Source organism: Providencia sp. PROV129, assembly GCF_028482245.1.
Taxonomy (GTDB): domain Bacteria; phylum Pseudomonadota; class Gammaproteobacteria; order Enterobacterales; family Enterobacteriaceae; genus Providencia; species Providencia vermicola.
Map to the genome: position 1 here is coordinate 129,764 of NZ_JAMPQD010000016.1, position 15,554 is coordinate 145,317.

12 protein-coding genes are annotated in these 15,554 nt (G+C 42.3%); 7 read left to right on the top strand and 5 right to left on the bottom strand.

The window, feature by feature from the left end; all coding sequences use genetic code 11:
* Positions 1-15: 15 nt before the first annotated feature.
* A complete protein-coding gene (locus PSF27_RS12530) occupies positions 16-762 on the bottom strand; it encodes an FCD domain-containing protein (RefSeq protein ID WP_206085652.1) in 747 nt (248 codons plus the stop codon).
* A gap of 281 nt (positions 763-1,043) precedes the next feature.
* Between PSF27_RS12530 and manD the strand changes: the two genes are divergently transcribed.
* The 6 genes from manD (at position 1,044) to PSF27_RS12560 (ending at position 7,567) form a co-directional block, all read left to right on the top strand.
* Positions 1,044-2,258 carry a D-mannonate dehydratase ManD gene (gene manD, locus PSF27_RS12535; protein WP_272539755.1) on the top strand — a complete coding sequence of 405 codons (1,215 nt, stop codon included), beginning with the start codon at positions 1,044-1,046 and terminating at the stop codon, positions 2,256-2,258.
* A gap of 24 nt (positions 2,259-2,282) precedes the next feature.
* Positions 2,283-3,296 (top strand): Zn-dependent oxidoreductase, encoded by a 1,014-nt coding sequence (locus PSF27_RS12540; protein WP_206085648.1) that lies wholly within the window; start codon positions 2,283-2,285, stop codon positions 3,294-3,296.
* A 60-nt stretch (positions 3,297-3,356) separates the two neighbouring features.
* Positions 3,357-4,772 (top strand): MFS transporter, encoded by a 1,416-nt coding sequence (locus PSF27_RS12545; RefSeq protein WP_272681577.1) that lies wholly within the window; start codon positions 3,357-3,359, stop codon positions 4,770-4,772.
* Positions 4,753-6,240, top strand: coding sequence for a mannitol dehydrogenase family protein (locus tag PSF27_RS12550; RefSeq protein WP_272539756.1), 1,488 nt, complete (start codon positions 4,753-4,755; stop codon positions 6,238-6,240). The genes PSF27_RS12545 and PSF27_RS12550 overlap by 20 nt, the downstream gene beginning before the upstream one ends.
* Before the next feature lie 125 nt (positions 6,241-6,365).
* Positions 6,366-7,019, top strand: a complete 654-nt coding sequence (locus tag PSF27_RS12555; RefSeq protein WP_272539757.1) for a YoaK family protein — start codon at positions 6,366-6,368, stop codon at positions 7,017-7,019.
* A gap of 251 nt (positions 7,020-7,270) precedes the next feature.
* Positions 7,271-7,567, top strand: a complete 297-nt coding sequence (locus PSF27_RS12560) for a type II toxin-antitoxin system RelE/ParE family toxin (RefSeq protein WP_272681578.1) — start codon at positions 7,271-7,273, stop codon at positions 7,565-7,567.
* A gap of 74 nt (positions 7,568-7,641) precedes the next feature.
* Here PSF27_RS12560 and fdoI read toward each other — a convergent pair whose 3' ends face one another.
* Genes fdoI through fdnG form a run of 3 tightly spaced genes read right to left on the bottom strand, consistent with a single transcriptional unit; the run spans position 7,642 to position 12,301 of the window.
* Positions 7,642-8,298: a formate dehydrogenase cytochrome b556 subunit gene (fdoI, locus tag PSF27_RS12565; RefSeq protein WP_047755785.1), complete on the bottom strand. Its 657-nt coding sequence runs from the start codon at positions 8,296-8,298 to the stop codon at positions 7,642-7,644.
* Entirely contained in the window at positions 8,295-9,242 is a 948-nt protein-coding gene (gene fdxH, locus PSF27_RS12570; RefSeq protein ID WP_206085639.1) for a formate dehydrogenase subunit beta, read from the bottom strand. The genes fdoI and fdxH overlap by 4 nt, the downstream gene beginning before the upstream one ends.
* An 11-nt stretch (positions 9,243-9,253) precedes the next feature.
* Positions 9,254-12,301: a formate dehydrogenase-N subunit alpha gene (gene fdnG, locus PSF27_RS12575; RefSeq protein WP_272681579.1), complete on the bottom strand. Its 3,048-nt coding sequence runs from the start codon at positions 12,299-12,301 to the stop codon at positions 9,254-9,256.
* Between the two features lie 173 nt (positions 12,302-12,474).
* On the opposite strand from fdnG, the gene fdhD reads away from it, so the two are divergent.
* Positions 12,475-13,305: a formate dehydrogenase accessory sulfurtransferase FdhD gene (fdhD, locus tag PSF27_RS12580; RefSeq protein ID WP_272681580.1), complete on the top strand. Its 831-nt coding sequence runs from the start codon at positions 12,475-12,477 to the stop codon at positions 13,303-13,305.
* Positions 13,306-13,508: 203 nt separating this feature from the next.
* Here the strand turns inward: fdhD and PSF27_RS12585 are convergent, their stop codons facing one another.
* Positions 13,509-15,389 carry a trypsin-like serine peptidase gene (locus PSF27_RS12585; protein ID WP_272681581.1) on the bottom strand — a complete coding sequence of 627 codons (1,881 nt, stop codon included), beginning with the start codon at positions 15,387-15,389 and terminating at the stop codon, positions 13,509-13,511.
* Between the last annotated feature and the right edge of the window lie 165 nt (positions 15,390-15,554).

The window sequence follows — 15,554 nt, forward strand, 5'->3', positions numbered from 1 at the left end:
GTACATCTCCTTCACTTATTCAAAAATAGTCTGATAAGGAATTGTTTCAAATAAATAACCATCAAAATTGGGGTCGTCAAAATCGGAAAGCTGCATTAGAGTATTTTTGACATTCTCTAAGTGTTGCCACATCTCTTTTTTCGCCAATTCAGGGTCACGCTTTTGTAGTGCATTTAAAATATTTTCATGATCAATCAACCACTTCTTACGGTAAGTCGTGTTATCGATATGCTCATGCAATTTGTCCCACATTGGACTTTGTAACCGTACAGCCCAAATATCATCAATGATCTTCGCCATCATGTCGTTCTTACTTGCGCGAGCAATAAGCACATGAAACTTATGATCATTTTCATCATCACTTTCATTATTAGCAACTTTAATCCGTTCATCTTCGAGTAACGCACGGATTTCTTGGATATCTGCTTTTGTTGCTGACAAGGCAGCGCATGCCGCAATTGCGCTTTCAATCACTTGGCGAGCTTGTAGAATTTCAAAAGGCCCATGATCCAAACTCTTGATTTCATCAATAAGCAAGTCTGGATGATTAATGACATAAACACCTGAACCCTTCTTGATAGAAACCAACTTTTCAATTTCCAGCATGATGAGCGCTTCACGTACCAATGAGCGACTGACATCATATTTTTTAGCGATCTCACGTTCTGGCATTAAACGACTTCCTATCGGATATTCACCAGATGCAATGAGCTCTTTTAACTGCTGACCTAGGTACTGGTACGAGCGGTATTGAGTTTTCATATATATGTACAACGCGTTGTCGAATTAAATTTAGTTCTTCCATTGTAGATTATCGTCACTCTTGATAATGGTCAACCAATTTATCCATTATTTTGGCCAAATTAGTTAACCAATTTGTGATCACCTTCACTTATTGTCGGCTTTTTAGTCGTTGTCTTTTAATTTCTTGGTTGGTAGAGTGAAAAAAAGAAAATTTGGTCAACCAATAAATAAACCAGTTAGGTGTTTTTCTCTCATTTTGGTTGATCAGTTGGTTAACATAAATATGGATATGGGCAAAAATGAAAATCGTAAACGCAGAAGTGTTTGTATGTAGCCCCGGTCGTAACTTTGTCACATTAAAAATTACCACGGATGAAGGCGTGTATGGCGTGGGTGACGCGACACTCAATGGTCGTGAACTCTCCGTTGTTTCATACTTAAAAGACCACCTATGCCCTCAGCTCATTGGTCGTGACCCACACAAAATTGAAGATATTTACCAGTTTTTCTACAAAGGGGCTTATTGGCGTAGAGGCCCAGTGACCATGTCTGCCATTTCAGCCATCGACATGGCTTTATGGGATATTAAAGGCAAAATTGCTAACTTGCCTGTATACCAATTATTAGGTGGAGCATCCCGTGAAGGCGTGATGGTGTACTGCCATACAACAGGTAAAGATATTCCTGAAGCATTAGATAACTACGCAAAATATAAGGAAAAAGGCTTTAAAGCTATCCGCGTGCAGTGTGGGATCCCTGGTATGGCAACGACCTATGGTCAAAGCAAAGGACAAAACCTTGCTTACGAACCTGCCACCAAAGGACACCACCCCGAAGAACAACTTTGGTCAACCGAAAAATACCTCGATTTCATGCCAAAACTGTTTGAAGCTGTTCGCGATAAATACGGTTTCAATGAACACCTCCTGCACGATGTGCATCACCGCTTAACACCGATTGAAGCGGCTCGCTTTGGTAAAAGTATTGAAGATGCACGTTTATTTTGGATGGAAGATCCAACACCAGCGGAAAATCAATCCTGTTTTAGACTGATCCGCCAGCACACAGTCACCCCAATCGCCGTTGGTGAAGTTTTCAATAGTATTTGGGACTGCAAACAACTAATCGAAGAACAGCTTATCGACTATATCCGTACCACTATTACACATGCGGGCGGTATCACAGGTATGCGTCGAATTGCAGATTTCGCCTCACTTTATCAAGTTAGAACGGGCTCACATGGCCCATCCGATCTGTCCCCTATTTGTCACGCCGCTGCCCTGCACTTTGACCTATGGGTACCCAACTTTGGTGTACAAGAATTTATGGGGTACTCCGAAGAAATGCTCTCTGTCTTTAGCCCTAACTGGACATTTAAAGACGGCTACATGCACCCAAGTGATAAGCCTGGTTTAGGTATCGATTTTGATGAAAAACGGGCAGCGAAATACCCGTACAACCCAGCTTACCTACCTATTGCCCGTCTTGAAGACGGTACTTTATGGAATTGGTGATTTTTAGATAATTCGGAGTTAAATATGAAAGCTGTAGTGATAAAAGAACCCAATACATTATTGATAGAAGAGCGTTCAATTCCTGAACCTGCTGAAAATCAAGTGCAAATCAAAGTTCGCTTAGCGGGTATTTGTGGCTCTGATAGCCATATATATCGTGGTCACAACCCATTTGCAAAATACCCTCGTATCATCGGCCATGAGTTTTTTGGCGTCATTGAAAAAGTGGGTAGCGGTGTGGATAGCAAACGTATCGGTGAACGCGTCTCTATCGACCCTGTACTCAGTTGTGGTCATTGTTACCCTTGCTCAATTGGTAAACCAAATGTCTGTGAAACCTTAGAAGTCTTGGGCGTTCATACTGATGGCGGCTTTACTGAGTATGTCACTGTGCCTGCAGCCAATGCGTATACCATTCCTGATTCAATCAGTGATGAGTGTGCAGTGACTGTCGAGCCTTACTCTATCGCAGCCAACGTTACCTCGCACGTTCAGCCAACCAAAGATGATGTGGCCTTAGTCTATGGTGCAGGCACGATTGGATTAACCTGTGCACAAGTCTTAAAAGGCGTTTACCAAGTCAAAACCTTAATTGTGGTTGACCGTGTTGCTGAGCGATTAGCCAGAGCCACAGCATGTGGAGCGGATATCGTGATTGATAACTCACAAACACCGCTTCCTGAACAACTCAAAGCCTTAAATCTACGACCTACGGTTGTGTTAGATGCAGCGTGCCATCCCGCTATTTTGCAAGAAGCGATTTTAATTGCATCTCCTGCGGCAAGAGTATCTATTATGGGATTCTCGAGTGAGCCAAGTTCCGTGACACAACAGAGCATTACCAGTAAAGAGATTGCCCTATTCTCTTCACGCCTAAATGCGAAAAAATTCCCAGAGGTGATTAGCTGGATTGAATCGAACAAAATCGACCCAACCAAAATCTTAACCCATCAGTTCCCATTCACTGAGGCGCAAGAGGCAATTCTAACCTTTGAGAAAGACCAAAAAACCTGCTGTAAAATTCTTTTAACCTTTTAATTTTATTACAAAAAAATAATTATTTTAAATACTACCCGACGTGATTAATAGGATAATAATATGAATACTCAGTCGATAGACCAATCAGGGAAAGTCGAACGTAGCTCTGGGGATCTCACCAAAGCTGCTGTTTCTGGTTGGCTTGGAACCGCCCTCGAATTTATGGATTTTCAGCTTTACTCACTAGGTGCAGCACTTGTTTTCCACGAAATTTTCTTCCCAGAGCAATCGGCATCAATGGCGTTAATCCTCGCCATGGGTACCTATGGTGCGGGATATGTCGCCCGTATTGTTGGTGCCGTCTTCTTTGGTCAGATGGGGGATAGAATCGGTCGTAAAAAAGTGTTATTCATTACCATCACTATGATGGGGGTGTGTACCACCTTAATCGGGGTATTACCGACTTATGCACAGGTTGGTATCCTCGCACCGCTGCTATTAGTTCTCTTGCGAATTATTCAAGGCTTAGGTGCTGGTGCTGAAATTTCAGGCGCAGGAACCATGCTCGCCGAATATGCGCCAAAAGGCCGCCGCGGTATTGTCGCTTCACTGGTTGGTTTAGGTACAAACTGCGGAACACTGAGCGCAACGGCTATCTGGGCATTTATGTTCTTCTGGTTAGACAAAGAAGACTTACTGGCTTGGGGTTGGCGTGTACCATTCTTAGCAAGTTTTGTTGTGATGCTGTTTGCTGTCTGGCTACGACTGAACCTCAAAGAAAGCCCAGTGTTTGAGAAAGTACAAAATGCAGAAGAGCAAGAAGCTCAGGTGGCTGTCCAAACACCACCAAAAGAAAGTTTCTTTGCGATGTTCAAAACGAAAGCGTTTTGGTTGGCAACAGGTATCCGTTTTGGCCAAGCAGGTAACTCAGGGCTGATCCAAACATTCCTCGCGGGTTATTTAGTTCAAAGTCTATTATTCGATAAAAGCATTCCAACTGATGCGATCATGATCAGTTCCGTTGTAGGTTTCCTTACAATCCCTGTGATTGGCCTACTATCAGATAAATTTGGTCGCCGTATTCCTTATATCATCCTTAGTTTATCCGCGATGCTGCTCGCCTACCCGATGCTTTCCGTCATCGTAAACGGAGCCAACAGTGTCAGCTTAATCACCATCTGTATTATTATTGTCCATAACTGTTCAGTTCTCGGGTTATTTGCTCTTGAAAATATTACGATGGCTGAAATGTTCAACTCACGTAACCGTTTTACGGGTATGGCTGTTGCAAAAGAAATTGGTGGGTTAATTGCATCTGGCTTAGGCCCAGTGCTTGCAGGTATCTTCTGTAGCATCACAGAGAGCTGGTGGCCTATCGCTATTATGATCATTGTTTATTCTGCCATTTCATTAATTACCGCCATCATCATGCCTGAAGTCAAAGACCGTGACTTAGCCAGCCCACTGGATGCGGTTGAAGAAGTTGAGCAACAAAAAAATAAAGGTAAGGCCAAATATGCAACTGTCAATCAATAACCTAAACCAACTCCCTGCGGCTATCAAAGTGCCAAACTACGATAGAAATCAGGTTAACGTTAAAATGCTTCACTTGGGTTTCGGCGCGTTTCACCGCGCCCATCAAGCCATCTTTGCAGACATTTTAGCGACGGAGCACCAAAGTGATTGGGGATTTTGTGAAGTTAACTTAGTGGGTGGCGAGCAGCAAATCGAAGATTTACTGGCCCAAGACTGCTTGTATAACGTTGTTGAAATGCAAGGTGATAACTGGCAAACCCGTACCGTTGGCGTGGTTAAAGAGGCACTACACCCAACCATTCACGGTATTGATGCTGTTATCAATCGTATGTTAGACCCAAATATTGCTATCGTCTCCATGACGGTCACAGAAAAAGGGTACTGCTACGTTCCATCAACTGGGTCAATTGATTTTGATAACCCCGCTATCGCCCATGATTTAGTGTCCCCTGAAGCACCTAAATCATTGCCTGGCGTGATTGTTGAAGCGCTTCGTCGCCGCAAAGTATTAGGATTAGCACCCTTTACCGTGATGTCCTGCGACAATATGCCAGAAAATGGGCATATTACGAAAAATGTTATCCTTGCGATGGCGGCAAAGCGCGATGCAGAGTTAGCCAAATGGATTGAGGAAAATGTCACGTTTCCGTCAACCATGGTAGATAGAATTGTACCTGCAATGACCACAGAAACCGCAGAGAAAATTCAATCCCAACTTGGTTCTGTTGTTGATAAAGTTGCGATTGCCTGTGAGCCTTTTAAGCAATGGGTGATAGAAGATAACTTTGTTGCAGGCCGCCCTGAATGGGAAAAAGCAGGTGCCCAGTTAGTCACAGATGTTATCCCATTTGAAGAAATGAAACTGCGCATGTTAAACGGCAGCCACTCATTCCTTGCTTACTTGGGATACTTAGCAGGCTATCAGTACATTAATGAATGTATGCAAGACAGTGCTTATGAAAAAGCGGCTTACCACTTGATGGTGAATGAGCAAGCATCGACACTTTCCATTAAAAATGTCGATTTACCTCAGTATGCAAATGCGTTAATTGAACGCTTTAAAAATACGGGGCTCAAACACCGCACATGGCAAATTGCGATGGATGGAACCCTAAAACTATCTCAACGTTTGTTGGATTCGATTCAAATTCACCTAAAAAATGGCCAATCATTTGATTATTTAGCGTTAGCTGTTGCAGGGTGGATGCGTTATGTCAGTGGGAAGGACGATCAGGGTGCAGATATTCAAGTGAGTGACCCACAGGCCGCTAAACTGGCTGAACTGGTGGCGCAAAGTCAGGATGATGAAAACCGCGTTAAGGCATTGCTCTCACTGGAAAGTTTGTTTACCCAAGAATTGGTCAACAACCCGTTATTTACTGAAAAAGTGACTGCGTTTTACCTATCACTGCGTGATAACGGTGCAAAAAAAACCATTGAAGCATTAAACCGCGAACATTCGCTGTAATTATTCGCTGATAAACGTCGTTAACTCTCAAACCTGATACTTCCCGTATCAGGTTTTTTTATTATTTTCTAAATAATGCATATACTCACCATCACTATCTATTTTGATGAGCGGCAGGACAACCAATGTCATTATTCCAATTTGAAGCCAACTCCCATACGCCCTTTTTCCTCTTACTGGCCTTTATTGGCGGGTTTGTTGATGCCTGCTCTTTCGTGATTTTTGAAGTGTTCACGGGGCATCTGACGGGGAACAGTATTTTAAGCATGGTGTACCTCGCCAAGTTAGATTGGCCAATGCTCCTACTTTCCGCAGTTTCTATCTGTGGCTTTTTTCTAGGGACTTGCCTTGGTTCATGGCAACGGTTAAAAAATAACTCACTACGTGATTACCGTTTTCTGATTGGTTTATCATTTTTATTATTTACTGGGGTGTTTGCGCTCTATTTCTTCGCCCATGCCGTCTATTCTGACAATATCGTAATATTTATCATTAGTTTATCCATGGGGTTACAAAACGGCTTTTTTAATAAGGCGGGGACTGTTGGTATTCATTCAACGTATGTTACTGGGATGACAACATCCTGCATCAATGCTTTTTTAAAAAACGTGCAAGGTGATAGCAGCAAAAAGGTGCTGTTCCTCGCCGTATTATCTTTTATTCTGGGGGGATTAACGGGCGGGGTGTTATCCGTCAATTACCAATTCCTCGGTTTTTCTTTTGTGTTGATACTGCTAGCACTGGCTTTTGTCTATAGCCTGACCATTAATGATAGGTGATTTTTTGATTACTGTAATCATAATAAAATAACACAAATGACAACACATTAGGCTTATTATGGATACTATTCATTTTAGAATTGATTAAGAAACAAAGCGCTTAGCGATGCAAGCTGCAAAGCGCCACCAAACAGACCTAACAAAATTAATGCGATAAATAATAATGAAAGTGGTAAAGCGGCTTTTATAGAACATGGTGAAAGTCAAAAACGAATGGCTCAATTACGGAAAAAACTCTGTGGAGATGATAAATGATAAAACTGCTTTGGGAAAAAGCGGCACAAACAGATAGGGAACACATTTATCACTATTTTTTAAACATGCAAGAATATTACTCGCAGATAAAATTAACAAACGATTTCAAGAAGTTACAGAATTACCACAAGCACCCCTACTCTGGTGTGAAAGTTAAAAACAAAGAAAGTTACAGAAAATTAATCATTCCTAATTTCCCATTTTTCATACTTTATCAAGTTCACAAAAAAGATAATCACATTCGCATACTTAGAATGTTACGCATTGCGACACGTTTAGCCTCTAATTATTAACTCTTCTCTCCAATAAAAAAGCCTGCCTCAATATCATCAAGAGCAGGCCTTATTATTACGTGACAAGATAAAACTTAGTTTTTCTCTTGCTGTTGTTTTTCTTGCTTTTCTTTTTCAAGAAGTTGGCGGTACCACAGTGGGTGGTGCTTTCTCGCCCAACCACGGGTTACCCAACCTTCGACCATCGCACGAACCGAACCTTTCACCCAAATCGCCGCGTAAGCGTGAACCACAATCATAATGATCAACGCAATCGCAGAGAGTGAGTGGATCAGAATCGCTGCACGATAAACAGGGATTGGGAAGTATTCGGCGAAATAAGGGCGCCACATGATGACACCTGTGACCACCAGTGCCAATAAGCAGATAGTGACCACCCAATACACCCCTTTTTGACCGAGGTTATACTGACCTACATCGCCTGCTTCTTCGTTTTTCAGTACTTTGCCGATATTTTTTGCCCACTTAATATCTTCTTTATTAATGAAGTTATGGTGGAAATAACGGAAAAACATGAACACGAACAGCAAGAACATCGCCGTACCCACGAATGGATGCAAAATACGCGACAGCTGTGGCGTGCCTAAAATATTCATAAACCAGTTCAGTGAGGGGAAGAAAAACCCTAAGCCACTGATTGCTGTGAACAAAAAGCAAATCACAACCGCCCAGTGATTGATCCTTTCAATCGGCTTATGGCGGATAATTTTGTCGTTATCATCTGGCATCATTTCTGATCCTCCCCTTCTTTTGACTTGGAAGTGTCATCAGATGACATTGCATTATGCAAATCTTCTAGAGCCTCTTCTTCATCTTTTTTGGAGACGCGGTTCGGACCAATACCCACATAGTGGAAGATGGCCGCCGCAAATGTTGCAGCAAAACCAACCGCAGCTAACGGCTTCCAAATACCTTTCCAGAAAGTCACTGTTGGGCTAATTGTCGGGTTTTCTGGCAGTCCGTGGTACAACTGGGGTTTATCTGCGTGGTGCAGGACGTACATCACGTGCGTACCGCCAACACCTTCAGGGTCATATAAACCTGCATTTGCATAACCACGGGTTTTCAGCTCTTCAACACGCTCACCCGCCATGCCAATCATGTCTTCTTTGCTACCAAAGTGAATAGCACCTGTTGGGCATGTTTTCACACACGCAGGTTCTTGACCCACTTCAACACGGTCAACACACAGCGTACATTTGTATGCACGGTTATCTTCAGGGTTGATGCGTGGTACATCAAACGGGCAACCCGCGATACAGTAGCCACAACCAATACAGTGTTCTGATTGGAAATCAACAATACCGTTTTTATACTGAACAATCGCACCTTCTGAAGGACACGCCTTCAGACAGCCTGGGTCAGCACAGTGCATACAGCCATCTTTACGAATTAGCCATTCGAATTTATCGTTCTCTTCTACTTCAGAGAAGCGCATTACCGTCCATGACTTGGCGGTTAAATCGGTTGGGTTATCATATACCCCAACGTTAGTACCGATTTTGTCACGGATATCGTTCCATTCGGAACACGCGACCTGACACGCTTTACAGCCGATACAGGTCGTTACGTCGATAAGCTTTGCAACTTCTTCCTTATAGTCCCGCACCTGAGGCGCGGGAGTCAGGGAATTGGTGGCAGAGCGACGAATAATGTCCTGAGATTGCATTGACATAATTTATCTCCTTACACCTTTTCCACGTTGACAAGGAATGATTTAAATTCCGGCGTTTGTGTATTCGCATCGCCCACATATGGCGTTAGCGTGTTGGCAATAAAGCCTTTCACCGCCAAACCTTCAAAGCCCCAGTGGATTGGAATACCAATAGTATCGATATCTTTTCCAGCCACTTTCAGCGTATGAATACGTTTGGTGACCACCGCTTTTGCTTTAATGTAGCCACGTTTAGAACTCACTTTCACTGTATCACCTTGCTCGATACCCTTCTCTTTCGCCAAGCGCTCACCGATTTCGATAAATTGCTGTGGCTGAATGATGGCATTCAACAGGGCGTGTTTTGTCCAATAGTGGAAGTGCTCTGTTAAGCGATAAGTTGTTCCCACATAAGGGAATTCTGTCGCTTTACCCATTTGCGCCCAGTCGTCTTTAAACACGCGAGCCGCAGGGTTAGACACCACATTTGGATGCAGCGGGTTAGTATCCAGCGGCGTTTCGATAGGTTCATAGTGCTCAGGGAATGGGCCTTCGGCCATTTTATCCAGTGCAAACAAACGTCCCATACCTTCAGGCTGCATGATAAACGGCCCTACACCACTTCCAGGAGGCGCATTGCTATAGTCAGGAATATCCATCCCTGTCCACTTGCTGCCATCCCACTCAAGAATTTGACGTTTCGGATCCCACGGTTTACCCATTGGGTCTGCCGATGCACGGTTATAAATGACGCGGCGGTTCAGCGGCCATGCCCATGCCCAACCTAATGTGTTACCCAGACCTGTTGGGTCAGAGTTATCACGATTCGCCATTTGGTTACCTTTCGGCGTCCAGCTACCCGTAAAGATCCAACAGCCGCTTGATGTTGTCCCGTCGTCACGTAATTGAGCAAACGAAGTCAACAGCTCACCTTTCTTCACAATGACGTTGCCGTCAGCGTCTTTCAAGTCAACTAAAGCATAACCATTGTTTTCTTGAGCGACTTCTTCTGGCGTTGGATTATCTCGGTCGAAGTAATTCCAAGTCATACTTAGAACTTGTTCAGGTACCGCACCGCCTTCAGAGGCATACAGTTGACGTAGACGATGGAAAATACCCGACAGAATTTCACCATCACTGATCGCTTCGCCTGGGGCATCAGCACCTTTCCAGTGCCACTGTAACCAACGCGCTGAGTTAACAATCGAACCGTTTTCTTCTGCGAAACAGCATGAAGGCAAACGGAATACCGTAGTTTGGATTTCCGCTGGATTTACATCGTTCATTTCGCCATGGTTTTGCCAGAAATTCGACGTTTCCGTATTCAGTGGGTCAATAGTAATCAAGAATTTCAGTTTTGATAACGACTTAACCACTTTGTTTTTATTCGGGAATGACGCTAATGGGTTAAAGCCTTGGCAGATATAACCATTGACTTCGCCCTTATCCATCATCTCGAAATAACGCAGCACGTCATAGCCTTGATCCCACTTAGGTAAGTAGTCAAAGCCCCAATTATTTTCTTTCTGCGCTTTATCACCGTAAAACGTCTTCATCATACTGACAAAGAATTTCGGGTAGTTGCCCCAGTAGTTTACTTGGCCTGCAACAGTGGCTTTCGGTGTATTCGCCGCTAAATAGGTTTCTAACGTGGTTTGTTTTTCTGAAGGTAATGTCAGATAGCCAGGTAGACTTTGTGACAATAAACCTAAGTCAGTTAAACCTTGAATGTTCGAGTGGCCACGCAGTGCGTTAACACCACCACCTAGCATCCCCATATTACCTAACAGCAATTGGATCATCGCCATCGTACGGATGTTTTGTGCACCCACCGTATGTTGAGTCCAACCTAACGCATATAAGAACGATGCTGTTTTATCTTTAACACTGGTTTCTGCAAGGTATTCACAGACTTGCAGGAAGTCTTTGATTGGCGTACCACAGATGTTATTCACCACTTCTGGTGTATAACGGCTAACGTGTTCTTTTAATAAATTCAGTACACAACGTGGGTGTTTCAGAGTTGGATCGCGCAGCGCAAGGCCGTTTTCGTCCATCTCATAGTTCCACGTAGTTTTATCGTATTGGCGTTTTTCTTCGTCATAGCCAGTAAATAGACCATCATCGAAGCCAAAATCTTCACGGATCACTAAACTCGCATTGGTATACGCTTCCACGTATTCACGCTGAATTTTTTCATTATCCAGTAAGTATTTGATAACACCTGATAAAAACGCAATATCTGTACCTGAACGGATAGGCGTGTAGAAATCCGCCACTGCCGCAGTACGGGTAAAGCGTGGGTCAATCACGATTAATTTGGCTTTATTATGGATTTTAGCTTCCATCGCCCAGCGGAAACCGACTGGATGCGCTTCTGCCGCATTACCACCCATAACGACAACTAGGTTTGCATTTTTAATGTCAACCCAGTGGTTGGTCATCGCACCGCGACCAAATGTTGGAGCAAGACTTGCTACCGTTGGTCCGTGTCAGACACGCGCTTGGTTATCTACGGCAAGCATGCCGAGAGCGCGAGTAAATTTTTGAGTGACAAAGCCACTTTCATTACTTCCCGCAGATGCGCACAGCATACCTGTGGTCAGCCAACGGTTAACTGTGACGCCGTCTTTATTTTTTTCAATGAAGTTTGCATCGCGGTCTTCTTTCATCAACTTAGCGATACGGTCAAAAGCGTCGTTCCACGTGATACGTTTCCACTCATTGGTACCAGGCTCACGCACTTCGGGGTATTTTAAGCGGCTTTCACTGTGGATGAAATCGATAAGTCCAGCACCTTTAGGACAAAGTGCACCACGGTTTACCGGATGATCCGGGTCCCCTTCAATATGGAAAATGCTCTCTTTTGCATTTTTCGCGCCATCACCGAGACTGTACATTAACAGCCCACAGCCGACAGAACAGTAGGTACAGGTATTTCTGGTTTCCTTCGCACGCAGTAATTTATACTGGCGCGTTGACGCTAACGCGGTTGCAGGTGCAAAACCTAACGCCGCTGCCGTCGTACCTGCCATACCGCCAGCGCAGATCTTAAAGAACTGCCTTCTGCTGACTTGCATGGGGATCTCCTCATTTACATTGCTCATGTTTACCTAACGTCAATTGCGATAATCAGGTAAACTGTTTTTATTCAACGTCTTCCTTACGTCCCAGGTTCATTGCCTGGCAAATGGTGTAAATTCTTTTTACCCATAATTAATATTATGTATCATTAATGCTAGGAATTCATCTAATGTATGAAACAAATACTACAAATGACTCCCAAATCACCCAAATGATTGGCTTAAACAGCACAATTGTGCAACAAAAAGGCAACCTTAACTCACCAGTGAAAGATTACGTTGCAGAAGAATATCCTGTTGCATTAGTGTTCAATGGCATATCCCATGTGGTAATGATGGCAACCCCAAAAGATCTTGAGGATTTCGCTGTCGGGTTCTCACTTTCGGAAGGCATAATACAGTCCAGTGATGAAATTCGTGGAATTGATATCGTTGAAGGCTGCAATCGGGGCATTGAAGTTCACGTGGAATTATCTAGCCGCCGCTTTATGGAACTCAAAGAACGTCGTCGTAATTTAGCAGGCCGCACAGGCTGTGGTATTTGTGGCACAGAGCAGCTTGATGAAATTTTTAAGCCTATCTCTCCCCTACCTTTCAGCCAAACCTTCTCTCTCTCGCACCTTGATAATGCATTGCATGAATTGAAAAAAGTACAGGAAATTGGCGCACTAACAGGCTGTACCCATGCCGCTGCATGGATATCCCCAGAAGGTCAATTAGTCGGTGGTTGTGAAGATGTCGGCCGCCATGTTGCTCTTGATAAACTACTGGGAATGAAAAGCCGTCATCAATGGCAACAAGGAGCCGTTTTGGTTTCCAGCCGTGCCAGTTACGAAATGGTGCAAAAAGCCGCCAGTTGCGGCGCGGAAATTTTATTTGCCGTTTCTGCTGCCACCGCGCTTGCTATCGAGGTAGCAGAGAAGGCTAACTTGACGCTAGTCGGCTTTTGCCGTCAAGGTAAAGCGACGGTGTTTACTCATGGTAGCCGTATCACTGATTAATTTACCAAACTTTAAAAGAATGCAGCATCCGCAAATTAGGTTCGACTTGTAGGCGCTGCGTATCAGTACATATGAACACTCCATACGCTTAGTTTCATACCGCTAAAACTCGTGTATAAACTAAACCTCCACAGATAGTCTAGCTATAAGTCTATACCTCTCATTTCTAATGAGCTCGAGCGTGGAATTTCAGTGACAAAAGGTTACCGAGACACTAAAGATACTTTAACGAGGATATTTTTACTCTCTTGGCTTTTCCAAAACTGTGCTTGCAGTGGGATCAGCCCTTCATAAACCCCATCCTCTAGTTTAATATCCTGATTATCTTCAGGAAAATATTGCAATATGAATTTAGAATACTTATTGGACGAAGCACAAGCCGCTGCAGTATTCATGGAGCTTGAAGAACAATCTGTTGCACGCTGGCCTCTCAAATTAACCAATACTTCATCACCAGATGCAGATTTTAATAATGCTTTTACCTTTGAATAGCCTTTTTCAAACCAAACCAAAGACATTGGACCTTGATCGCGATATAAAGCAACAAACCCATAATAATCACTGCCTTTCACAACATAGTTGATCGTGTTTTTCTCCCGTTGACTAAGATTAAAATCTAAAACTTCTGCGCTTTCAATATCAAATGGGATATCGTAAGGATCATAATTATCAAAAACTAACCTAATAACATGATTTTTTATATTATGCATATCGTCAGATATTTTAAAAGTGATCCAAAATTTAACTAGCTCTTTTTTCCCAAGATCAAAATCATATAACCTTAAAAAAACATCACCGGTAATATCACCATGAAGATGAGTTTGATAATCATCATTCACTAAACCAGCTTTAAATATGAGTGGAGATATTTCATTCATGACTAAATCAATGGCTTCAACCTGCATAATTGAATAGTCATCATAACCTTCAATTTTAACTGTATCAAACGGCTGAATACGACTCCCCTCACTGAGATATAGAGGAATTAATTTTTCAAACGAACTAATTGGTGTTAATTCAAGATTCGTCGATGAAACTTTTCCTAACCCTATTATAGAATTATTACTATTTTCTATAAAATGCCCTAACTGAAAATTCAAATTTTGAGCAGATACACCAACGTTTACATTACCGCCCCCCCAATGTAACCCAATTAGTTTATTATCATCTCTAGAAATAACGGGGGAACCTGATGAACCGCCTTGTGAATCGGCATTATACGTTATTTTATTTCCATTGTTTTCAATCTTCAGTATTTTTGCAGGCTCCCCATTTTTTGTATCACCAATATGCATTGGACGTAATCCACCATTACCATATTGAGGAATATAAATCTTCTCGCCTTTTTCTGGGTTATTTTTTCTTAGCTCAAGCCCACCAAATAATACTTTTACATTTGAATTTAAATAATCAAAATTATCCAATGTAAATAATGCATAATCATTATCTCCACTACTCGCGCCCTTTTTTAACACTTTGCCCGGTTTTAAACGCACAGGTTCAGTCACCGGTGATGTTGAGCTACAAGTCTCATTAAACCAATTAAACCATATTTCGCCATTGATTAAATTAGGATCACTTTCGACAACATGGTTATTAGTGAGAACATGATTTTCACTACCAATTAAGGAACAAGACCCCCATCCACCAATACGTGCAGCTGCACTTGATAACGCATACTCCGCAATTGTGCTTCCTTCATAACACATATAAGGTTTTCGTTCGTCTTGGCCGATAATCACCCTTGAGTGATTATCGTGCTCAATCGAATCTAGGAAAAACGAAAATACATTTTCTACATCAGTGAGTAATGGTAATCTAACACGAATATTAACACCGCTACTCGGGATCGTCATTATCGCCTCATTCATCTGATAAAAACTTTCTCGCTGTATAACGCTATCCCCATATTCAAATTCAACATAACCATTTTTAGGTAAATTAATATGTGAGAAATACAACTTTAAAAAATTCGAATTAGTGCGTTCGAAAAAAAAGGTATGAAGCTTTTCTTTGCTATTTTTTTTAATAATATCAATATTAATTTTTTCATTAACACTTTTTACATCATATATTTCCATCATTGAGCCCTTTATTTAAAATTTAAATTACAGGGTTAATGATAGTTTTTTTATTCATGTAAAAAATAACATAAAAATTAATATTGTTTTTTATTATTTAATTAAAATAAAAATAATAGGGTAAATAACAATTTTAGTAGTGATTTAATATTCAAAAGTGAATGATGA